Below are 21,852 nucleotides of genomic sequence, written 5' to 3' on the forward strand. Positions count from 1 at the left end.
GGCATTCGCATTCCACCCTTTTGTCGGGAGCAAAGCCTGGGCTTGAAGCCTATTGTCCGAAATCTTCCGGTATTGGCTCGGCCGCTGTCAGCATCCCGTATATTTCGTCTTTCAGGACCATTCTGCGCTTGCGCATATCGGCCATATGAAAATCATCACATGGCTCGATATCTGTCTCCGCCCGGTGAATTTTCTGATTCAGCGCCTCGTAAGCGGCGCTGATCCTGTGAAAGTGTCCGTCACGCTCGCGCAGATGGCGAATGAGGCTGACATATTCAGCAAATTCCTCGAGCAGTTGGTGCGGTGTGTTCGACATCCCGTAACCTCCGTCTTGCGGTTGATACGGTCAGGCTAGACGCCCGCTGCATTCGCTCCTTGATCCTGATCAAAACCTGTCAAATTGCATTACAATCCAAGCATCATGCGCACGACCGGCTCCAAGCCGCGACCAAGCGCACGGGTATTTTCTGCGTCCAGATGCACGCCATCAATTGGTGTGGCAACAGAGACCGAACCGGCGTCAAAGAAGCCGCATTCCTTCTCGTCCGCCAGATCGCGGTAAAGCGAGGCCAGCATCTTGGATTCCTCAACTGCACCTGCATACATTGCCGCGAAATAGGAATTTGCGGTTTCGCAGATCAGTGGCGGTGCAACGATTAGAATTTCCGGTTGCTCATCCGAGCCGAAATGCCATTCGTGACGGCGCACCAGGCTGACAAGCCTTTTGACGCCGCTTGTCGCAGCAACGGCAAAACCGCCGCCGGCAAGGCCACGTTTCAAATCGTTGGTGCCAAGCATGATGATGACGAGATCAAGCGGACCATGGCTGTGCAACAGCGTTGGCAAGGTGCGTGCACCATTGCGATCAAAGTCAGACAGGTTATCGTCATAAACAGTGGTACGGCCGTTCAGGCCTTCGGCGATGACTACAACGTCATTGCCCAATGCCTTTTGCAAGACAGTCGGCCAACGATCATCAATAGCATGACGCCCCATATTGGCCGCGTCATAACCCCATGTCAGACTATCGCCATAGCAAAGAACAGTCTTCGTCACGTGCAGCTCCTGAATACAGCGAGCCGAAAACCATATGCGGTTTTCGGCTCTGCTCTTTTCTTAAACCAGCATGCCCATCGGGTTTTCGATGTAGCGTTTGAAAGCACCGAGAAGTTCAGCACCCAACGCGCCATCAACGCAACGGTGGTCAGTGGACAGTGTGACCGTCATGACATTGGCGATCTTGATCTCGCCATTCTTGACAACTGCACGCTGTTCACCGGCACCAACAGCCAGAATGGTGGCATGTGGCGGGTTCACAACAGCCGAGAAGCTCTTCACGCCCATCATGCCCATGTTGGACACGGCAGTCGTACCGCCCTGATATTCTTCAGGCTTCAGCTTGCGCTCCTTGGCGCGCTTGCCGAGATCCTTCATCTCGTTGGAGATGGCAGACAGCGACTTAAGCTCAGCCTGACGAACGATCGGGGTGATCAGACCACCGGGGATCGACACGGCAACGCCAACATCAGCATGCTTGTGCTTGACCATGTTGGTTTCGGTCCAGGATACGTTGGCATCCGGAACGTCACGCAGGGCAAGGGCAAGCGCCTTGATGACCATGTCATTGACCGACAGCTTGTAGGCCGGCTTGCCATCCTTTTCAGGGGAAGCGGCGTTGAGCTGGGCGCGCAGTGCCATCAGGGCATCCAGTTCGCAATCCACGGAAACGTAGAAATGCGGAATGGTCTGCTTGGATTCCTGCAGGCGCTTAGCAATGGTCTTGCGCATGCCGTCATGTGGCACAAGTTCGTAAGAACCCTGCTCGAACAGCTTGAGAACGGCCTCTTCGCTCATGCCCTTTGCAGCGGTAGGTGCCGAAGCAGCGGCAGCAGCAGCGGTTGCCGGAGCAGCCTTTGCACCACCGGACGCAACGGTCTTTTCAATGTCAGACTTCACGATACGGCCACGTGGACCGGAACCGGAAACCGTAGACAGATCAAGACCAGCTTCCTTGGCCAGACGGCGTGCCAGTGGCGACGCAAAAACGCGTTCGCCAGACGGTTCAGCCTTGGCAGCAGGTGCCGGTGCCGCAGCAGGTGCAGCGTTAGCGGCAGGAGCAGGTGCAGCCTCGGATTTTTCTTCCTTCGGTGCTTCTGCCTTTGCCTCAGCCTTGGCCGGGGCAGCATCGCCACCCTTGGCCGCAGCCGCTACATCTTCACCTTCTTCAGCAAGAATGGCGATCAGTGCGTTGACCTTGACCGCATCGGTTCCAGCCGGAACCACGATCTTGGCAACAACGCCTTCATCGACAGCTTCCACTTCCATGGTTGCCTTGTCGGTTTCGATTTCGGCAATCACGTCGCCGGGAGCAACCTTGTCGCCTTCCTTGACCAGCCACTTGGCGAGATTACCCTCTTCCATCGTGGGAGACAGGGCAGGCATTGTAATGTTGATAGGCATCGAAACGCCCTCCCCTTATTTGTAGCAGACGGTTTTGACGGCCTGTACGACTTCATCCACGTTCGGCAGAGCCAGCTTCTCGAGATTGGCCGCGTAAGGCATTGGAACATCCTTGCCGGTAATCGACAGGATCGGCGCATCCAGATAGTCAAATGCAGCGCGCTGAACCTGGTTGGCAATGAAGTCACCAACCGATGACTGCGGGAAGCCTTCTTCAACGGTTACCAGACGGCCGGTCTTCTTGACGGATTCGATAACGGCAGGAAGGTCCATCGGACGGATGGTGCGCAGGTCGATCAGTTCAACGTCGATGCCGAGCTTTTCGAGTTCAGCAACAGCCTTGACCGCATAGGTCATGCCGATACCGAAGGAAACGATGGTCGCATCCTTACCCTGGCGGTGAATGCGTGCCTTGCCGATTGGCAGCACGAAATCATCCAGCTTCGGAACATCGAAGCTCTGACCGTACAGGATTTCGTTTTCAAGGAAGATGACCGGGTTCGGATCGCGGATAGCAGCCTTGAGCAGACCCTTGGCGTCAGCAGCCGTGTACGGCATGACGACCTTGAGGCCCGGAATGTGGCTGTACCAGGCGGCATAGCACTGCGAGTGCTGTGCACCAACGCGCGCAGCAGCGCCCGACGGACCACGGAACACCATCGGCGCGCCCATCTGACCACCAGACATATACAGTGTCTTGGCAGCAGAGTTGACGATCTGGTCAATGGCCTGCATCGCGAAGTTGAAGGTCATGAACTCGACGATTGGCTTCAGGCCAGTCATCGCAGCGCCGACGCCGATACCGGCAAAGCCGTGTTCGGTGATTGGCGTATCGATAACGCGCTTTGCACCAAATTCCTGCAGAAGACCCTGGGTGATCTTGTAGGCGCCCTGGTACTCGGCAACTTCTTCACCCATGACGAAGACTTTTTCGTCAGAGCGCATTTCTTCGGCCATCGCGTCACGAAGAGCTTCGCGAACAGTGGTGGACACAAATTCTGTACCAGTCGGAATATCCGGATCAGCAGCAACTTCGATCTTTGGAGCAGCAGGAACCTTGGCAGCTTCCTTGGAAGCCGATGGCTCTTCGCTTGCTTCGCGTGCCTTGCCGCCAGCAGCGTCAGAGGCATCAGCCTCAGCCTTCGGCTCTTCCTTCTTCGGTGCGGAAGAAGAAATGGCGTCAGCGCTTTCGCCATCCTGCAGCAGAACTGCAATGGCCGTGTTGACCTTGACGTTTTCAGTGCCGGCATCGATCAGGATCTTGCCGATAACACCTTCGTCAACAGCTTCCACTTCCATGGTTGCCTTGTCGGTCTCGATTTCAGCGATCACGTCACCGGAGGTAACCTTGTCGCCTTCTTTCTTGAGCCACTTGGAAAGCGTGCCTTCCTCCATGGTCGGGGAAAGTGCAGGCATAAGAATTTCAATAGGCATGGATTCTTTCTCCCCGGATCAGAGCAGAATATCGGTGTAGAGCTCGGATACATCCGGCTCCGGATCGTTCTGGGCGAAGTCGGCGCTGTCGGCAACGACGTCACGGACATCCTTGTCGATAGCCTTGAGTTCGTCTTCGCTTGCCCAACCCTTTTCAAGGAGGCGTGCCTTGACCTGTTCGATCGGATCCTGCTCGGAGCGCATCTTCTGCACTTCTTCCTTGGAGCGATACTTTGCAGGGTCAGACATCGAGTGACCACGGTAACGGTAGGTCAGCATTTCAAGAATGATCGGACCCTTGCCGGAGCGGCAATGTTCAAGCGCTTCGTCAGCGGCAGCCTTCACGGCGCGAACGTCCATGCCGTCAACCTGGATACCAGGAATGCCGAAGGATTCACCACGCAGCGAGTAGTTGGACTGTGCTGTTGCACGGGCAGTCGAGGTACCCATGGCGTAACGGTTGTTTTCCACGATGTAGACGATCGGGAGTTTCCACAGAGCTGCCATGTTGAAGCTCTCGTAAACCTGACCCTGGTTGGCAGCACCGTCACCGAAATAGGTCACGGAAACATTGCCATTACCACGGTAGTGGTTTGCAAACGCAAGGCCAGTGCCGAGCGAAACCTGCGCACCAACGATACCATGGCCACCGTAGAAATGCTTTTCCTTGGAGAACATGTGCATGGAGCCGCCCTTACCCTTGGACAGACCACCACGACGGCCGGTGAGTTCGGCCATAACACCACGGGCACTCATGCCAGCTGCCAGCATGTGGCCGTGGTCACGGTAAGCGGTGATAACCTGGTCGCCTTCCTGCTGGGACATCTGCATGCCGACAACGACAGCTTCCTGACCGATGTAAAGGTGACAGAAGCCGCCGATGAAGCCCATACCGTAAAGCTGGCCAGCCTTTTCTTCGAAACGGCGAATCAGCAACATTTCCTTGTAGGCATGAAGCTCTTCGTCTTTGCCGAATTCGGCTGCATTTTTTCCGGTGAAGTCCTTTGCGGCGGCTTTCGCCGTCGTCTTACGGCCGGATACGGACGCGGTTTTACGTGGCGCCATTGATCCCTCCCTGAGTTGCCGGTTGCTTGTTCATGTGGCGCGTACAATATGCAAGAAAGCGCGCCACAGCAATGCCATAAATGCATGGCTCGTATTCAAATTAAATAGCTGATTTTCAACAGAAAAAGTTGATTAACTTGAATTGAGTTAATCAAAAATATCCATTCAGGATGACAATTTCGTCGGTGCGGGACACATTCAGTTGGTAGCGCGCAATTTCGTCAATCATGTCCCGCTCGAGCGAACCATCGCTCAATGCTTCAACCTGACGTTCAAGGGCAACACGGGTTTCGGTCAAGCGTGAAAGCTCACCGCTTCTGGCCAGGCGCTGGCGTTCAAAACGCTCGGTCGCAATCAGTCCATATTCACCGTGGATGCAGTGGTAGCCAAAATAAGAGAGAAAAGCGACTGTGATAGCGGGCACGACGAAACGCCCGAATTTTCTTTTCTTGTGATGTCGTGTCCACATTCCGGAAAAAGCCTTGAAACGCATTACCTTTTCGCAACAGTAACGCGGATTGCTTAACCATCCGTTGACCATAGAGCCGAGTTTGGCCTGATATTTTCAAGCCAGACGGGAACAAAAAAGCCCGCACCAGAAGGCACGGGCTTTTTAAAAATCATGTCACCAGACGCAGATATTAACCGCGCAGGATCGAACGACCTGCGTAGGTCGCCTGTGGACCAAGCATTTCTTCAATGCGGATCAACTGGTTGTACTTGGCAAGACGGTCGGAGCGCGACAGCGAACCGGTCTTGATCTGACCGCAGTTGGTGGCAACTGCGAGATCGGCAATGGTCGAATCTTCGGTTTCACCGGAGCGGTGAGACATCACAGCCGTGTAACCGGCCTTGTGTGCAGTCTCGACAGCGTCGAGCGTCTCGGACAGCGAACCGATCTGGTTGACCTTGACGAGGATCGAGTTGGCAACGCCCATCTTGATACCGTCACGCAGACGCGCAGAGTTGGTCACGAACAGATCGTCGCCAACCAGCTGAACCTTGGAGCCGATCTTGTCGGTCAGGTACTTCCAGCCATCCCAGTCGTCTTCGGCCATGCCATCTTCGATCGAAATGATTGGGTACTTGGCAGCCAGTTCGGCAAGGTAATCAGCCATGGCTTCCGGCTCGAGCGTGCGGCCTTCGCCTTCCATCTCGTATTTGCCGTTCTTGAAGAATTCGGTCGATGCGCAGTCAAGACCAAGGAAAACGTCGTCGCCCGGCGTATAGCCAGCCTTTTCAACCGACTTCATGATGAAATCGAGAGCTTCAGGCGCGCTCTTGAGGCCCGGTGCGAAACCGCCTTCGTCACCAACGTTGGTGTTGTGGCCCTGCGCTGCCAGTTCCTTTTTCAGAACGTGGAAGATTTCTGCGCCCATACGGACAGAATCACGAATGTTGTCGGCGCCAACTGGCAGAATCATGAATTCCTGGAAGTCGATCGGGTTGTCGGCATGTGCGCCGCCATTGATGATGTTCATCATTGGAACCGGCAGAACATGGGCGTTCGGGCCGCCAACGTAACGGTACAGCGGCAGGCCGGACGATTCGGCAGCAGCCTTTGCAATCGCCAGCGAAACGCCGAGAATAGCGTTGGCGCCGAGGCGCGACTTGTTCGGTGTGCCATCGAGAGCGATCATCATCTGGTCGATCTGGATCTGGTTTTCGGCGTCGAAACCGCCAATAGCATCAAAGATTTCGCCATTGACTGCATCAACAGCCTTTTCAACACCCTTGCCCAGGTAACGCTTGCCGCCATCACGCAGTTCTACAGCTTCGTGTGCACCTGTCGAGGCGCCCGACGGAACAGCAGCGCGGCCCATGGAGCCGTCTTCGAGGTAAACATCGACCTCAACGGTCGGGTTACCACGGCTGTCGAGAATTTCACGTGCAATGATATCGGTAATAGCGGTCATGGTCTCTCCCTTGGGAATGGAACAGTCGTTCTGAGCCTGTCTTAGCGGATGGGCAAGAAATTACAATGACGGCAATCCCGTTGAGGGACGCCGCCACGCAATTAAGCTCAATTTTAAGTTAAAGTGCAGCAAAAGCTGGGCATATCAGGCCTTTGCGATAGCATCGAAGGCCAGAAGCTTTTCCAGCAGACGTGGCATATCCTTCAGATGCACCATGTTCGGGCCGTCGGACGGCGCATTATCTGGGTCTTCATGGGTTTCAATGAACACGCCGGCAACACCAACGGCAATCGCCGCACGCGCCAGTGTTTCCACGAATTCACGCTGGCCACCGGTGGAGCCACCCTGCCCGCCCGGCTGCTGCACGGAGTGAGTCGCATCAAAGATAACAGGTGCGCCAAGCGATGCCATGATTGGCAGCGAGCGCATGTCTGACACCAGCGTGTTGTAACCGAACGACGCACCGCGTTCACACAACATCACATTGGGGTTGCCGCTTTCATTCAGCTTGGACAGAACATTCTTCATGTCCCAAGGCGCCAGGAACTGGCCCTTTTTAACGTTGACGACACGGCCGGTCTTGGCGGCTGCCACCAGCAGGTCCGTCTGGCGGCTGAGGAAGGCAGGTATCTGCAGCACATCGACAACAGGTGCCACGATGGCGCATTGTTCTTCGGTGTGGATATCGGTCAAAACAGGAAAGCCGAATTCTTTTTTCAAGTCGGCAAACACGTCGAGTGCCTTATCAAGACCGATGCCGCGCTTGCCAGACAGCGATGTGCGGTTGGCCTTGTCGAAGGACGACTTGTAGACAAGACCGAGACCGAGCTTGGCACACAGTTCTTTCAAAGTGCCGGCAATCATGAAGGCATGATCGCGGCTTTCCATTTGGCACGGACCGGCGATCAGCGAGAATTGTTTGGTGTTACAAAACACCACCTGTCCCGCACCTTCACCAGCAACCACGTCCAGATTATTTTTCATGACAGACATTACTCCTCGAACGCAAAAAATGCGCCTTGTCCAGAAGCAGGCGCTACCGTTATGCGGCCGCCCGTACGTGTAGATGCCACGCCATTAGCAGCAAGAAGCGTCTCTGTCACGGTAAGATCGGCAACTGTGTAGACGATACCGGCACCGTATAATTCATCGGGAATGACAACATCCTCCATTCCCGGCAGTGCCTGCGCTGCCTCGGTCGTGAGAATGGTGATACGAGCATTGCGCGTTTCAAACGTCACGCCGTCAGCAAGCAGCAGTGGAGGTTTGCCAAAAACCGCCGTAATCAACTCCGCGTAATCTGCTGGCCGTTTGGCAGACAGCATGATCGTACCAATGCCGCCCACGCCATTGGCATGTTTTTCAAGGGCGGAACGATCGACCGGCAAGGCGACCAGCCGCTGGCAGGAAAACAGGAAAAATGCCCGCATGCGCGCCTCAGCGGCAAAAGACAACAAGAAACGTCCCTCACCTGTCGTACCGTCAGGCTTTTTCATCGGTCGTGAAAATTGCAGCATGCTGCCAGCCGACATGTGGCGCGCCTCAAACCGGGCGTGGTCACTAACCGCATCGGAGGTCTTGGCAACAATGGCGCTGAAACCTTCTGCACCACGGGCGGCGCGAAACAGCTGGTCGCGCCGGGTAAAACTGTTGGTCGCATCAATAGAGGATTTGTAGACCGCCTTGTCGCCGATCGCCAGCGGCTCAAGATAGGTACCATCAGAGAAAAACACACAGGCATTTTCGGTGCCGAACGGATGTCGGGCATCCGCAGCAACGGTAAAACCAAGCGACACCAAACGGTCGCGCGTCGACTCCAGGCCGGAAACCGGCAACACCAGATGGTCGACGGACTGCGTAATCGCAGAATCAGCAGAAAACACGGCATCTCCTAAATTTATAAAGGGAGAGATCAATTAACTGCCAAGATAGAATACCCATTGGCGACATTTGTATGAACACGTGCTGCGCGCATATCATCGCGTTTCGGTTATTTGTGCAATGCAGGAATAACAAAATCCCCGACGCAGGCGCATCGGGGATCCAAAACTGTCGGATTTGTGCGGACCAATCAGCGTGCAGCCGACAGACCAACGATCAGACCGGTCAATGCGTTGACCAAAAGGAACTGGTTATCAACCCGTACCCAACGCTCGTTTCTCTTTGGCTCGCGCAACTTGTAACGGCGGTATTCGCGCTGGTCGATGTAATGGTTGCGCTGTGCAGACGAGAGCCGCTCGCCACGCTTCCAGTTGCGCTTCTTGACGATGACCTTCTTTTCGACGTGCCGTTCAATGACAACGCGCTCATTGCGGCCACGGTCATGACGGGGGCCATTGTCGTAACGGCTCTGTGCCTCGGCAGCCAAAGGCGCGGCCAGAACGGTAGCAGCAAGAAGCGTTGCAAAAAGTTTTTTCATTGGGGTTTCCTCAGCGTTTCGATGGTTCGAACCTAAGACCCCAAGGATGAATGAAAACTGAATTTTAAATTACATTTTAGTAATGGTTATTAACACTTGAGAACCATTCCTCAAGCATTGATTGATGTGAAAACGCCCGGATTTCAAGGCCCGGGCCTATCCATGACTTACTTCTTCAACTCAGCAGATTTGGCCCAAAGGTTGATATCTGCTTCCTTGGCGTGGCTGTCGATGAACGCCAGTTCTTCCGCCGTGAAATCCGGTTTGTCGAGCGCCTTGACGCAATCGATAACCTGTTCCGGTTTGCTGGCGCCAATCAGTGCCGAGGTGATGCGGCCGTTGCGCAGCACCCAGGCAATGGCCATTTGCGCCAGTGTCTGGCCACGCTTTTCAGCCAGCGAATTGAGCGCACGGATATTCTCGACATTCTTGTCATTGAGGAACTTCGGGTTCAACGACTTGCCCTGTGCTGCACGGCTGCTGTCTGGAATGCCACCGAGATATTTGGTGGTCAGCATGCCCTGCGCCAGCGGCGAGAACACGATGGAGCCAATGCCGAGCTCTTCCAGCGTATCGACCAGACCATCCTCTTCAATCCAGCGGTTGAGCATAGAATAGCTCGGCTGGTGAATGATGCATGGCGTGCCGAGATCCTTCAGGATGGCGGCAGCTTCACGGGTGCGCTTGGAATTGTAGGACGAGATGCCGACATAGAGCGCACGGCCGGATCGCACGATATGATCAAGCGCACCACAGGTTTCCTCAAGCGGGGTATCCGGGTCAAAACGGTGGGAATAGAAAATATCCACATAATCGAGACCCATGCGCTTCAGGCTCTGGTCGCAGGACGAAATAAGATATTTGCGGCTGCCCCATTCGCCGTAAGGACCCGGCCACATGTTGTAACCGGCCTTGGACGAGATAATGAGCTCATCACGGTAACCGGCAAAATCTGCTTTCAGGATTTCACCAAATGCCGTTTCGGCGCTGCCGGGAGGCGGGCCGTAATTGTTGGCCAGGTCGAAATGGGTAATGCCTAGATCAAACGCCGTGCGGCAGATATCCTGCTTGGTCGAATGTGGGGTATCGTTACCGAAATTATGCCACAGGCCGAGCGAAATGGCCGGTAATTTCAATCCGGTCTTGCCGCAATGATTGTATTTCATGGTTGCATAACGGTTTTCAGCCGGTTGCCAGGCCATGCGCCTCTCCTCCTCTAATGTTCGGTAATCGCCCCCTGTCAAGAAAATGGTCGGGGGGCGTCATGAAAATGAACCGATACAAACGGGCACCGGTTCACCAAGTGCAGACTAGTCACAGGCCGTTTTCATTTCAACCTGTGGCGAAAAATTGCTTTCACACGTAGCTGGAATAGAGATCATAAATGCGGAACTGCGGGGTGGAATTATCATCGCTTTTCCGGGTTGGCGTGAAGATGATCTTGCGCACTTCGCCGGCGGAGAGATCAAACACATTGTCCGAATAACGGCCCGGTACATCGCTTTCCAGCATCACGAACAACGCAAGACCACTGGCCCTCACGCTGATTTCCACCTGACCACTGGCCAGTGTCGCCGTTTCAATTTCCAGCCCGGCCGGTCTGAAATCCAGCATCTTGTAAGTATCAGGCACATGATGTCCCTCGCCCGTCATGCCGTTGGAGGCAATAAAGTCCCAGACCAGAATGGCATCGGCCGGAATATCGGACAGTTTCACCTCAAGCAGTGTCGCGGCAGCATTAGTGCCGCATTCACCATTGGCAGAGCGCAGTGGAATGCGTTCGCCATCCAGTCCCATAACATAGACATTCATGTCGATAGCAACATTCTCCGTGGTGTCATTGACCATCGAGAACGCAAGTGTCTGGCCATCATCTCCAGGAATGGCAGCCACCGATACAGGCTGGAAAAACCGTCGGGCCAGATAGTGCAGCGCCTTCCAGCTACCACCATAATCAAGGCTCGACCATGAGGCGACCGGCCATGTGTCATTCAGCTGCCAGTACAATGTCCCCATGCAGTGAGGTTTCAGCGAACGCCAGAATTCAACGGCGGTCTTGATGGCAAGCGCCTGCTGCACTTGGCTGAGATAAACGAAGTTGTCGAAACTCCCAGGGAAACGGAAGTAACGGAACATTGTGCCGGCAATCCGCTCATTGCCACCGACATTCTTCTGGTGATGCTCAATGACCGGCGACGAAATATTCATGTCCTTTTCATCGGCGTAACTGCGGATGACATTCATCGAGGTATAGGACTGGAAACCGAATTCCGAGCAGAAGCGCGGACGGATCGACCGGTAATTGTCGAAGGATTTGTTCTCGTGCCATACCGACCAGTAATGCATGTCGCCCGAACCATCGGCATGCCATGCATCGCCATAATCGAGATATCCCGATGCCGGGCTGGATGGCCACCAGATTGCCTCTGGCGCAGCTTTCTTCAAGGCGGTCTCGATAGTGCGGTTCAGACGGTCATAGGCCACCAGATACCGGTCGCGGTTTTCCAGCGGCTCCTTGAACCATGTCAGCGCGCCGACCAGCTCATTGTCGCCACACCACAAAACAATGGAGGGATGGGATGACAGGCGGCGCACCTGATAATCGACTTCCTTGTCGACATTTTCGAGGAAATCGTCGGTGCATGGGTAAAGGTTGCAGGAGAACATGAAGTCCTGCCACACCATAAGTCCAAGCCGGTCGCACAGATCATAGAACCAGTCCGCCTCGTAAAATCCGCCGCCCCAGACACGGATCATGTTCATGTTGGCCTCAACGGCCGAGCACAACAAATCTTCTGTCTTGTCCTGCGACGTCAGCGAAAACAACGCGTCGGCCGGTATCCAGTTGGCGCCTCGGCAGAAAATCTCACGGCCATTGATGCGGAAGGCAAACCGGCTGCCCGCGTCATCCTTGTCGGTCAGCAATTCCACTGTGCGCAAACCAATTTGCCTGACAATAGTCTCGTCGGGCAGTTCAACCTTCAACTCGTAAAGCGCCTGTTCTCCACTGCCCGCTGGCCACCACAGCTTGGGGTTTTCGACATGGAACACATGCCGCACCACGGTCTCGCCGGCTGAAACGCCAATATCCAGACGCAACCTGTCATCACCCAGTGACAGATGCAGCGGCACGATAACCGGTTCTGCCGCAAACAATGTTACCGCCACATGCAACTCAACGCCGCTATCGACATGCAACTGGTGCGTCACGACATGTTCGACACGCGCGCTGTCCAGCTTTTTCAGCGCGATCGTGCCGTAGCAGCCCAAAGGTGCAATGGCGAGGTTCCAGTCCCAGCCGAAATGCGATTGCGGTTTGCGCAGCATGTTGCCGTTGGCAATCGGCGAATTTCCCGTGTGATACGGCACGTAAAACGGCTGTTTGGCCTGTCGTTCCTCACCCGCCCGGATGCTGGAATGGAAATGAATACGAATGACATTTTCACCCTGCTGCAGCGCCTTTGAGACATCCGGCCGATACCGGCGGAAACAATTGTCGGCACTCAGCACCGGCGCATCATTCAAAAACACCACGGCCACCGTATCGAGATTATCGATATCCAGATACCAGGCTGCATCCACCTCATTGATGGTAAAACGATGCTCCACAATCCAGTCCTGCTGCGCCACCCATTGCACGTCATTTTCGTTGCGGCCACGATACGGGTCAGGAATGAGATCGGCCGCAAGCAGTGCAGAATGGACGTCTCCCGGCAAGCTCATGATCGTCTTGTGGGCGCCATCAGCGGAGGTCAGAGACCACTCGCCGGAAAGATCGATCATGTTTGCGGATTCGTGCGAAGTCATGGGAAGTCCTGTACTAGAATCATCAACGGATGGCCCGGTGCCAGGTGACTAACGACAGATATGGACATCGAAGCCATCCTACGACGTCCTCCTCATCGTTGGCCAACCGGGCGGAAACGTTACAGATAAAAATGCAAACAGCAAGGACGGGTTCTGCCAGCCACCGCATCTACCGGCGAATATGTGTTGCAAATCAACAGCAACGGCGGACGATCACATCGGTTAGGCGGCTGTATATATTTTCAAATTGAAAAAAATATTATACAGTATTTGCAACTGGCCCTGCGAAATATGGGCGGCTTCGGCAAAGCCGAATTTTTCGGGAACAAACAAACCTGTTTTACTTAGCGTCGCGGACCGGAAAATCGGATGATTTTCGGTTTGCTCGAATGCCATACTCCTGAAATGAGGTTCGGCAGTGCGTGATGACAGGCATGGAAATACGTCGCGCCTTGCTCCGCGTTCTCTACTGGAACCGGCTTCATGGCTTTCACTCTCATTCAATACCTCTACGGCCACTGATTCCAAATGAACGAAAGCGTGACACCACCGGCAGCTATCACACTGGCGCCAAATGAGAGACCCACTCTCAAAACCATCGCCCAGATGACCGGGCTGGGTATAACCACGGTGTCGCGAGCGCTGAAAGATGCGCCGGATATTGGCGCCGATACCAAGGAACGTGTCCGTCTTATTGCCGATCAGATCGGCTACCAGCCAAACCGCGCGGGCGTTCGCCTTAGAACCGGCAAAACCAACGTTATCGCTCTGGTGCTGAGCATCGAAGAAGAGCTGATGGGCTTCACCAGCCAGATGGTGTTCGGCATTTCCGAAGTGCTGGCCGGAACACAATATCATCTTGTGGTCATGCCGCATTCCCACAGCAAGGACCCGATGGGACCGATCCGCTACATTCTTGACACCGGCTCTGCCGATGGCGTGATCATTTCGCGTATCGAGCCGAAGGATGAGCGCGTGCGCTTGCTGACCGACCGCAAGATGCCCTTTTCCACCCACGGCAGAACGGACATGAATATCGTCCACCCCTACCACGATTTCGACAACGAGGCTTTCGCTTACGAAGCCGTCAAGAAGCTGGTCGAAAAGGGTCGCAAACGCATCTCCATCCTGTTGCCACCAAAGAAACTGTCCTTCCACGATCATGCACGGGCTGGATTTGACCGGGCAATCAAGGACTTCGGCATCAGCGAAGTACCACTGGATCATGTGACCATCGAAACCAATCTTGAGGAAACCCGCAACCACGGCGAACAGCTGATGCGCTCAGCCACCCCGCCAGATGGTTTCATCTCGATCAGCGGCAGCTCCACCATCGCTCTGATCGCCGGTTTTGAAGCAGCCGGCAAAAAGCTCGGTGTCGACTTCGACATGATTTCAAAACAGTCCGCCGAGTTCCTGAACTGGATCCGCCCGGAAATCTACACCATCAATGAAGATGTGCGTGAGGCGGGCCGCGAGCTTGCCAAAGCGGTTCTGGCCAGCATTGCCGGCAATCCACCGGCCCAGCTGCAAAGTCTCAGCAAGCCGGTTTGGTCGCGCGCTTTCCCAGACTGAAACCGCGACAGTTCAACATCTCCAAAATCGCAATAAAAATGGCCCGACAAGCGAGCCATTTTTCTATCTAAACTCAATTTTCCAACAGGTCATTCTCCCGGAAGCGATGATCGCCCCAGGAGAAATCATATTAGAATATGTCAGCACCGCTGCCCCATGGGCCGTGTGGCTTATCCACGCCGTCGGTGCGCTCAAAGCCATGTGCGCCGAAGAAGTCGCGCTGTGCCTGGATAAGGTTTGCGCTGCCACGGCCACGACGGTAAGCGTCGAAGTAACCAAGCGCCGATGCCAGTGCCGGAACCGGCAGACCCGACAGGGTGGCGTAGGAAACAACCGAACGCAGCGACTTGTCGGTGTCCTTGACCATCTGCGCGAAGGCAGGTGTCACGATGAGGTTTGCAACATCCGGATCCTTGGTGAAGGCCGATGTGATTTCATCAAGGAACTGCGAACGAATGATGCAACCTGCGCGCCAGATACGGGCGATGGTTGGCATTGGCAGGTTCCAGTTGAACTCCTTGGACGCCGCAGACATGATGGCAAAGCCCTGCGCGTAAGCACCGATCTTGGCGGCCAGAAGCGCGCTTTCCAGATCAGCAATAAACGCCTTTTTGTCAGCAGGTGCTGGCAGAACGTCCGGCAGGCCGAAAATCTTCTCTGCTGCAACGCGCTCGTCCTTCTGCGAAGACAGGATACGCGCAGCAACAGCAGCTTCGATAGCCGTTGCAGCAACACCCATGTTCTGCGCTTCGATAACCGACCACTTGCCAGTACCCTTCTGGCCAGCCTTATCGAGGATAAGGTCTACCATCGGCGTGCCGGTGATCGGGTCTGCTGCGCGCAGCACTTTTTCAGTGATTTCGATGAGGTAGGAGTTCAGGCGGCCCTTGTTCCAGGTCGCGAACACGTCAGCGATTTCAGCTGCACTCATCTTGAGGCCGTCGCGCAGGATGCCGTAGATTTCGGCAATCATCTGCATGTCGGCATATTCAATGCCATTGTGTATGGTCTTGACGAAGTGGCCTGCGCCATCATTGCCGAGCCATGCAACGCACGGATCATCATTGTACTTGGCGGAGATCGAGGTCAGAACCTTCTCAACGCGCTTCCAGCTGTCTTCCGTGCCACCAACCATGATCGAAGGACCATGACGTGCACCTTCTTCACCACCGGACACGCCCATGCCGATAAAGGTCAGGTCTGTGTCTTTCAGGGTGTCGAAGCGGCGAATCGTATCGCGGAAATTGGCGTTACCGGCATCGATCATAATGTCGCCATTGGCCAGATGCGGCTTCAGGATTTCCATCTGCTGGTCAACCGGGTCACCGGCCTTGATCATGATGATGATCGGACGCGGCGGACGAATAGCAGCGACGAATTCCTCGATTGTTTCGCAAGGAATGATCTGGCCCTGCAATTCACCGGCTTCAGCGTAAAATTTTCGTGTTGCCTCCGGGGTGCGGTTGAATACGGCAATCTTGTTGCCCTTTTCTGCAATGTTCAGGGCAAGGTTAGAGCCCATGACACCGAGACCGATCAAACCGATTTCTGCCTGTTCCACGGATGTGCCTCCATCTTTCGTTCAATGGCGCATGTTGTGGCACTGTAAATGGAAAACGGCAAGGCTGGACATGAACGAAACGATTATATTTTGATGACGAAAATCATCTTTGCCTTCAAATAAGGCAGGCAAAGTTTACTTCGCAGGGTGGTCGTCTCCGTCATCCAGCGCCCGCCAGCCGGCCCCATCCATGTCTTCATACTGGCCGCTTTTCAGCGACCAGAGAAAAGCAAAAAGTCCCAAACCGCCGAGAAACAAGGCAACTGGAATAAGAAACGAAAGCATGTTCATGCGAAACGCGCTCCTTTTTCCACGCCGTTAGCATCGTCCGTTTTGATATTGCGATTGCTGCTGGCAATATCGGCCTGTGCAGTATTTGCAAGGCTGTTAAGACGTAATGCGTTGGCTACCACGATAATCGACGAGGTCGACATGGCAATGGCGGCAATCATCGGCGTGGCGTAACCGGCAAGCGCAATTGGCACGGCAATGATGTTGTAGCCGATGGCCAGTGCAAAGTTCTCGCGGATCAGCCGTCCGGCCTTGCGTGATGCCTCGACCGCAAACGGCACCGCACTCAGATTGTCCTGCATAAACACGAAGTCTGCGGCCTGACGGCCAATATCCGCCGCCGTTGCCGGCGCAATCGACACATGGGCTGCGGCAAGTGCCGGGGCATCGTTGATGCCATCGCCCACCATCAGCACCTTCCGGCCCTGTTCGGCAAGCTCGGTGCAGCGGGCGGCTTTCTCGGCTGGAGCAAGTCCGGCATTCCACTGCGTGACGCCGATCCGCCGCGCCAGTGTCTCAACCGCTGCCGGACGATCGCCTGAGACGATTTCGCTTTTCATGTGGTCGCCAAGCAGTCTCGAAATGGCTTCCGCCGCGCCAGGACGAACCGTATCTTCAAAGCGGAACTGCGCCAGTTCACGGCCATTAAGCGACAGCACCACTTCAGACGAGGCAAAGTCACTGTTCGAATCACCTGCCGTGTCAGGCAGCGCAAAACGCCTGCTGCCGAGACGATAAAGACCATCAGGGGTTTCCACCTCAACACCGGCACCGGGAATTTCACGACCGCCGGCAAACACCGGCAATGGGCCATCCACCGAACGGGCCAAAGCCTGCGACAGCGGGTGCCGCGAATTGACGGCAATGCCGGCGGCGGTCTTCATCAGCGAAGGTGTAATCTCACTGGCATTGACCAGCTGTGGCCGACCAAGTGTCAGCGTACCGGTTTTGTCGAACAAAACCGCATCCGCTTCGGCAAGGCGCTCCATCGCCGAACCATCCTTGACCATGATGCCGTGCTTGAACAGCCGACCAGCCGCAACCACCTGCACGACAGGTACGGCAAGACCAAGCGCACAAGGGCATGTGATGATCAGGACGGCAATGGCAATCAGCATGGCCTGTTTCCAGTCGCCACCAAACACGCCCCAGCCGATAAAGGCCGTCAGCGCCAGCAAATGCACGACCGGTGAATAATATTGGGCAGCCCGGTCAGCCAGACGGCGATAACGCGCCCGGCCACCTTCGGCAGCTTCCATCAGGCCGATGATTTCCGACAGGAACGAATCCCTTGCCAGCGCGGTTGCCTCGATTACCAGTGCACCGGTCAGATTAAGTGTACCGGCCTGCACCGCGTCGCCCTGACGGACTGTCAAAGGGGCGCTTTCGCCATTGACGATAGACACGTCGAGATCGCTGGTGCCGCTGAGGATACGGCCGTCAACCGGCACCCGGTCGCCCGCGGCAATGGCAATGTGATGGCCGGGCACGATATCGGTCACTGGAAGATATTCCCGCGAACCGTCGTCCATCAGCACCGTGGCACCACGCGGTGACAGGCGTGCAAGCCCGGCAACGGCCGAACGCGCCCGGTCCCGCATGACGTGATCCAGCGTGCGGCCAATCAGCAGGAAGAACAATAGCGACACCGTAGCGTCAAACCAGGCGTGTGGGCCGCTGTGAATGGTTTCCCAGACCGACACCGAATAGGAAAGCGTGATGGCCAAAGCAATCGGCACGTCCATATTGGTACGGCCATGTTTCAAGGCATTATAGGCCGACTGGTAGAAAAAACGGCCGCCATAGATCAGCGCCGGCGCAGCAATCAGCCCCGAAATCCAGTGGAACATGTCGCGGGTTGAGGCATCGGCACCCGACCAAACCGAAATCGACAACAGCATGATGTTGACGGCGGCGAAACCGCAAAGGCCAACCGCACGGATCAACTGGTTGCGCAACTCATCAGAACTGTCCTGCAACGATGTGAACAGATGCGTTTCATATCCGGTCGAGGCCACCGCCTGCGCAAGAATGACCGGATCGGTCTTCACGCCGTCAATTTCTTCCTTCCAGACGATGGAAACACGCTTTGAAGACAGGTTGACGCGTGCCTTCTCAACCTCGGCCAACTTTTTCAAAGCGCCTTCGACGGTCGTGATGCAGGCACCGCAATAAACACCGGGAACGCCGAGATCGGTCTGGCGCAGCCCCTGCCCCAGGTCCCGGCTTGCCAGGAACAACTCTTCCGATGAAGGCAGAGTGCGGTTGAAACCGGCCTGCTCCAGCGCGCTTTCTGTACCCGGTGCACAGCAGCTCATTGCACGTCTCCCGTTACAGCAATGCGTGTACCCTCATGTACGATGACCTTGCCATCTTTCATGGCAATCGCCTCAACGATCCAGTGACCACCGGGAATGTCATGCTGGCCCGAGAATACGCCGGTTTCGGCCTTTTGCAGTGCCATGTCGAAATTCTGTTTTTCACCAACCGGACGGCGGAAATGCAAGGTCACGCTATCGGTATCGATGGCGCCGCGTTCAGGATGCGAAATCTCGTAGCGGGCAATATCGTTCTTGACCTCAAGCTTGCCGATGATACCGGAGGCAGCACGCGCCTTGGCAGCCGCTGCCTTGCCGTTGAACTGCTGGCTTGCCACATAGGTATTGGGCACCACCAGCCCGCTCCAGCTGGTCACTGCATTCCAGGCCATGGTGATGTTGACCGAGATGATGGTTCCGAAAAACAGAACCATGACTGCAAGCATATGCCAGCCGGTAAAAACGAAACCCTGTTGTTTTTGTTGTTCAGCACTCATTTCTTAGCTCCCGGAGCAATAAAGACGGCCTTGTAATGGGCAGTTTCGTGAATTTCATTGTCGATCGCAATGAAATCGAAATCTTCTGAGGTCGAGGTGATTGCCTTGCCCGGCAGCGTCACAAACACTTTCAGCGTCGTGACTTCGTCCGGCTCGACCATCACTGTAAACGAGCGCGATGGCGCATCCTGCACACCATTGATCTTCATGACCGCTTCCGGCACGCCTTCGATCGACAGCGTGATCTGGCGTGGCTGCGGCACCATGTTCAACAGACGTACCGTGTAGCCGTTACGGATCGAGCCATCCGATTCCAGCACATATTGCGGGTTTCTGTCATGCAGCACGTTGACCGACAGGCGATCACGGGTCGCCAGCGCAAACAGCATGGCCAGGCCGACAGCCGACCAGATGCCCATGTAAAGAAGGGTCCGCAGACGGAAGATGATACGCCAGTTGAAGTGCCTGATGGCATCCACGAACTTGCCATCCTGATCCCGAATATTGGATGGGCGGATCGGATGTGTGCTGTTGCCGGTTGCCAGCTCCATATTGGCTTCATATTCACTGAGTGTGGCATAGGCGATCAGCCCGCGAGGCTTGCCAATCTTGTCCATGACGCCGTCACAGGCATCGATGCACAGCGCGCAGGTGATGCATTCCAGCTGCTGCCCGTCCCTGATATCGATGCCCATGGGACAGACGGCAACGCAGGCATTGCAGTCCACGCAATCTCCCACCGGTTCCCCGGCGGCAATCAGCTTTTTTGAATGGCGTGAACGTGGTTCGCCGCGCCAGTCATTATAGGTCACCACAAGTGAATGTTCGTCGAGCATTGCAGCCTGAATACGTGGCCACGGGCACATGTAGGTGCAGACCTGCTCGCGCATCAGACCACCGAAAATATAGGTAGTTGCAGTCAGCGTAGCGACGGTCGAATAAGCTACCATGGCGGCTTGGCCCGTCATGAACTCCATGGCAAGTGTTGGTGCATCGGCAAAATAGAAAATCCAGGCACCACCGGTCGCAACACCGATGACAAGCCAGATCGAATGTTTGAGCAGGCGCTTGCGGATCTTGTCGAAGCTCCACGGCGCCGCATCCAGCTTCATGCGGGCATTTCTGTCACCTTCGACCGCCCGCTCGACCACCAGAAAGAGGTCGACCCAGACGGTCTGGGGACAGGTATAACCGCACCATGCACGGCCAACGGCCGACGTGATGAGGAACAGCCCGAAACCGGCCATGACCAGCAGGCCGGCAACATAAAAGAATTCTTGCGGCCATATTTCGATAAAGAAGAAATAGAACCGGCGGTTGGCAATATCGATCAGAACAGCCTGATCCGGTGCATAGGCACCACGGTCCCAGCGGATCCATGGCGTCAGATAATAGATGCCGAGCGTGATCAGCATCACGATCCATTTGAAACGGCGAAATTGCCCCTCAACCCGCTTCGGAAAGATCTTCTTGCGGGCTTCATACAGTGGCTGACGAATTTTGGCGGAATTGACAGGTAAAGCGTCAAGCTGTTCGACATTCGCGGGCCGACTGCTATCCTGCTCGGCGTTGTAGAGGTTCATGGGGCAATATCCAGATTTCTGTATTTGCCTTTTCTCATTTCGTAGCCGTTTCATCCTTGACTTAAGTCAAGCATGGACAAAGTGGCGCATGTGGCAGGTTTGAACGTCGCCCCGCAGTACGGAGACCGCAATGACCGATAGTATGACCGCAAAGATCGTGCATTTGACGATTAATCGCCCATGGACGGCCGTTTATGCGTTCGCGTCCGATCATTCAAAAATGCCGTTATGGGCCGCGGGCCTAGCCAGCGGCCTTACGCCGCAGGGTGACGATTGGATCGCTTCGGGGCCGCTCGGTGATGTCACGGTGCGATTCGCAAAACCAAATGACCTCGGCGTTATCGACCATGTCGTCACCATGCCAGATGGCCTGGAAGTCTATAATGCCCTCAGGGTCACGCCAAACGGCGACGGCTGCGAAATAGCCTTTACCGTCCTGCAGCTGCCGGGCATGAGTGATGACGACTTTAAAAATGATGCGGATCTCGTCTACAAGGATCTGATAACGCTAAAAAAAATTCTGGAAACAACCTGATTGGAGACCTGCCGTGGCCGGTAAAAACAACACCATCAATTACGTCGAATTCAACGTCAGTGACATCGAAGCGTCCAAGGCCTTTTATGGCACCGTATTCGGCTGGCAGTTCAAGGATTACGGCCCGCAATATTGCGAGTTTTCCGATGGCAACATGACGGGCGGTTTTACCACAACGGCACCAGTCAAGGCAGAAGGTGGCGCACTGGTCATTCTCTACGCCGATAATCTGGAACCAACGTTGGAAGCTGTCAAAAAAGCTGGCGGCACCATTGTTGAGTATATTTTTGAATTTCCCGGCGGTCGCCGTTTCCATTTTAGGGATTTGGACGGTTACGAACTGGCCGTCTGGACCGCGAACTAAAAAAGGGCCGCGAAAGCGGCCCTTTTG

At 55.2% G+C, this 21,852-nt stretch carries 20 protein-coding genes; 3 read left to right on the forward strand and 17 right to left on the reverse strand.

Translation table 11 applies throughout. From position 1 onward, the window contains the following. Positions 1-49 precede the first annotated feature (49 nt). The 12 genes from ACZ5FM_RS09315 to ACZ5FM_RS09370 all read right to left on the reverse strand — a co-directional run bounded on the left by ACZ5FM_RS09315 (position 50) and on the right by ACZ5FM_RS09370 (position 13,101). The gene (locus ACZ5FM_RS09315; RefSeq protein WP_464038525.1) at positions 50-316 is read right to left on the reverse strand and encodes a YdcH family protein; all 267 of its coding nucleotides are present in this window, start codon (positions 314-316) and stop codon (positions 50-52) included. Between the two features lie 89 nt (positions 317-405). Further along, positions 406-1,056, reverse strand: a complete 651-nt coding sequence (locus ACZ5FM_RS09320; protein ID WP_192488721.1) for an SGNH/GDSL hydrolase family protein — start codon at positions 1,054-1,056, stop codon at positions 406-408. Between the two features lie 60 nt (positions 1,057-1,116). Continuing rightward, on the reverse strand, positions 1,117-2,460 hold the full coding sequence (locus tag ACZ5FM_RS09325) for a pyruvate dehydrogenase complex dihydrolipoamide acetyltransferase (protein WP_464038526.1): 1,344 nt from the start codon (positions 2,458-2,460) through the stop codon (positions 1,117-1,119). Positions 2,461-2,475: 15 nt separating this feature from the next. Next, positions 2,476-3,894 (reverse strand): pyruvate dehydrogenase complex E1 component subunit beta, encoded by a 1,419-nt coding sequence (locus ACZ5FM_RS09330; RefSeq protein WP_464038527.1) that lies wholly within the window; start codon positions 3,892-3,894, stop codon positions 2,476-2,478. Between the two features lie 18 nt (positions 3,895-3,912). Beyond that, the gene (gene pdhA / locus ACZ5FM_RS09335) at positions 3,913-4,959 is read right to left on the reverse strand and encodes a pyruvate dehydrogenase (acetyl-transferring) E1 component subunit alpha (RefSeq protein ID WP_192488718.1); all 1,047 of its coding nucleotides are present in this window, start codon (positions 4,957-4,959) and stop codon (positions 3,913-3,915) included. Between the two features lie 151 nt (positions 4,960-5,110). Beyond that, complete coding sequence (locus ACZ5FM_RS09340) at positions 5,111-5,428, reverse strand: FtsB family cell division protein (RefSeq protein WP_192488887.1); 318 nt, start codon at positions 5,426-5,428, stop codon at positions 5,111-5,113. A 172-nt stretch (positions 5,429-5,600) separates the two neighbouring features. Then, positions 5,601-6,875, reverse strand: coding sequence for a phosphopyruvate hydratase (gene eno / locus ACZ5FM_RS09345; RefSeq protein WP_250981719.1), 1,275 nt, complete (start codon positions 6,873-6,875; stop codon positions 5,601-5,603). A gap of 144 nt (positions 6,876-7,019) precedes the next feature. Beyond that, positions 7,020-7,868: a 3-deoxy-8-phosphooctulonate synthase gene (gene kdsA / locus ACZ5FM_RS09350; protein WP_250981720.1), complete on the reverse strand. Its 849-nt coding sequence runs from the start codon at positions 7,866-7,868 to the stop codon at positions 7,020-7,022. Further along, positions 7,868-8,758 carry a VOC family protein gene (locus ACZ5FM_RS09355; RefSeq protein ID WP_464038528.1) on the reverse strand — a complete coding sequence of 297 codons (891 nt, stop codon included), beginning with the start codon at positions 8,756-8,758 and terminating at the stop codon, positions 7,868-7,870. The genes kdsA and ACZ5FM_RS09355 overlap by 1 nt, the downstream gene beginning before the upstream one ends. Positions 8,759-8,946: 188 nt before the next feature. Then, entirely contained in the window at positions 8,947-9,294 is a 348-nt protein-coding gene (locus ACZ5FM_RS09360) for an RcnB family protein (protein WP_192488715.1), read from the reverse strand. 167 nt (positions 9,295-9,461) lie between these two features. Then, a complete protein-coding gene (gene mgrA, locus ACZ5FM_RS09365) occupies positions 9,462-10,496 on the reverse strand; it encodes an L-glyceraldehyde 3-phosphate reductase (RefSeq protein WP_192488714.1) in 1,035 nt (344 codons plus the stop codon). A gap of 154 nt (positions 10,497-10,650) precedes the next feature. Further along, complete coding sequence (locus ACZ5FM_RS09370) at positions 10,651-13,101, reverse strand: beta-mannosidase (RefSeq protein WP_464038529.1); 2,451 nt, start codon at positions 13,099-13,101, stop codon at positions 10,651-10,653. Positions 13,102-13,629: 528 nt separating this feature from the next. Here ACZ5FM_RS09370 and ACZ5FM_RS09375 point away from each other — a divergent pair. Continuing rightward, positions 13,630-14,676: a LacI family transcriptional regulator gene (locus tag ACZ5FM_RS09375; RefSeq protein ID WP_464038530.1), complete on the forward strand. Its 1,047-nt coding sequence runs from the start codon at positions 13,630-13,632 to the stop codon at positions 14,674-14,676. 130 nt (positions 14,677-14,806) lie between these two features. On the opposite strand, the gene gndA is transcribed toward ACZ5FM_RS09375, so the two are convergent. The 5 genes from gndA to ccoG all read right to left on the reverse strand — a co-directional run bounded on the left by gndA (position 14,807) and on the right by ccoG (position 20,926). Then, positions 14,807-16,237 (reverse strand): NADP-dependent phosphogluconate dehydrogenase, encoded by a 1,431-nt coding sequence (gene gndA, locus ACZ5FM_RS09380; protein ID WP_192488711.1) that lies wholly within the window; start codon positions 16,235-16,237, stop codon positions 14,807-14,809. Positions 16,238-16,372: 135 nt separating this feature from the next. Next, a complete protein-coding gene (ccoS, locus tag ACZ5FM_RS09385; RefSeq protein WP_192488710.1) occupies positions 16,373-16,528 on the reverse strand; it encodes a cbb3-type cytochrome oxidase assembly protein CcoS in 156 nt (51 codons plus the stop codon). Then, entirely contained in the window at positions 16,525-18,846 is a 2,322-nt protein-coding gene (locus tag ACZ5FM_RS09390) for a cation-translocating P-type ATPase (RefSeq protein ID WP_464038531.1), read from the reverse strand. The genes ccoS and ACZ5FM_RS09390 overlap by 4 nt, the downstream gene beginning before the upstream one ends. Continuing rightward, the gene (locus ACZ5FM_RS09395) at positions 18,843-19,343 is read right to left on the reverse strand and encodes a FixH family protein (protein WP_464038532.1); all 501 of its coding nucleotides are present in this window, start codon (positions 19,341-19,343) and stop codon (positions 18,843-18,845) included. Before ACZ5FM_RS09395 ends, ACZ5FM_RS09390 begins: the two co-directional genes overlap by 4 nt. Next, positions 19,340-20,926 (reverse strand): cytochrome c oxidase accessory protein CcoG, encoded by a 1,587-nt coding sequence (gene ccoG, locus ACZ5FM_RS09400; protein WP_464038533.1) that lies wholly within the window; start codon positions 20,924-20,926, stop codon positions 19,340-19,342. The genes ACZ5FM_RS09395 and ccoG overlap by 4 nt, the downstream gene beginning before the upstream one ends. Before the next feature lie 130 nt (positions 20,927-21,056). Here ccoG and ACZ5FM_RS09405 point away from each other — a divergent pair, with 130 nt between their 5' ends. Beyond that, a complete protein-coding gene (locus ACZ5FM_RS09405) occupies positions 21,057-21,461 on the forward strand; it encodes an SRPBCC family protein (RefSeq protein WP_464038534.1) in 405 nt (134 codons plus the stop codon). A gap of 13 nt (positions 21,462-21,474) precedes the next feature. Next, entirely contained in the window at positions 21,475-21,825 is a 351-nt protein-coding gene (locus ACZ5FM_RS09410; RefSeq protein WP_250981731.1) for a VOC family protein, read from the forward strand. Positions 21,826-21,852: the final 27 nt, after the last annotated feature.

Source organism: Agrobacterium sp. 5Ca50, from assembly GCF_055381905.1.

Coding starts and splice junctions, on each gene's coding strand:
- ACZ5FM_RS09315 (WP_464038525.1), bottom strand. CDS start 316: ATGTCGAACACACCGCACCAACTGCTCGAGGAATTTGCTGAATATGTC.
- ACZ5FM_RS09325 (WP_464038526.1), bottom strand. CDS start 2,460: ATGCCTATCAACATTACAATGCCTGCCCTGTCTCCCACGATGGAAGAG.
- ACZ5FM_RS09330 (WP_464038527.1), bottom strand. CDS start 3,894: ATGCCTATTGAAATTCTTATGCCTGCACTTTCCCCGACCATGGAGGAA.
- pdhA (WP_192488718.1), bottom strand. CDS start 4,959: ATGGCGCCACGTAAAACCGCGTCCGTATCCGGCCGTAAGACGACGGCG.
- ACZ5FM_RS09340 (WP_192488887.1), bottom strand. CDS start 5,428: ATGTGGACACGACATCACAAGAAAAGAAAATTCGGGCGTTTCGTCGTG.
- eno (WP_250981719.1), bottom strand. CDS start 6,875: ATGACCGCTATTACCGATATCATTGCACGTGAAATTCTCGACAGCCGT.
- kdsA (WP_250981720.1), bottom strand. CDS start 7,868: ATGTCTGTCATGAAAAATAATCTGGACGTGGTTGCTGGTGAAGGTGCG.
- ACZ5FM_RS09360 (WP_192488715.1), bottom strand. CDS start 9,294: ATGAAAAAACTTTTTGCAACGCTTCTTGCTGCTACCGTTCTGGCCGCG.
- mgrA (WP_192488714.1), bottom strand. CDS start 10,496: ATGGCCTGGCAACCGGCTGAAAACCGTTATGCAACCATGAAATACAAT.
- ACZ5FM_RS09370 (WP_464038529.1), bottom strand. CDS start 13,101: ATGACTTCGCACGAATCCGCAAACATGATCGATCTTTCCGGCGAGTGG.
- ACZ5FM_RS09375 (WP_464038530.1), top strand. CDS start 13,630: ATGAACGAAAGCGTGACACCACCGGCAGCTATCACACTGGCGCCAAAT.
- ccoS (WP_192488710.1), bottom strand. CDS start 16,528: ATGAACATGCTTTCGTTTCTTATTCCAGTTGCCTTGTTTCTCGGCGGT.
- ACZ5FM_RS09390 (WP_464038531.1), bottom strand. CDS start 18,846: ATGAGCTGCTGTGCACCGGGTACAGAAAGCGCGCTGGAGCAGGCCGGT.
- ACZ5FM_RS09395 (WP_464038532.1), bottom strand. CDS start 19,343: ATGAGTGCTGAACAACAAAAACAACAGGGTTTCGTTTTTACCGGCTGG.
- ccoG (WP_464038533.1), bottom strand. CDS start 20,926: ATGAACCTCTACAACGCCGAGCAGGATAGCAGTCGGCCCGCGAATGTC.
- ACZ5FM_RS09405 (WP_464038534.1), top strand. CDS start 21,057: ATGACCGATAGTATGACCGCAAAGATCGTGCATTTGACGATTAATCGC.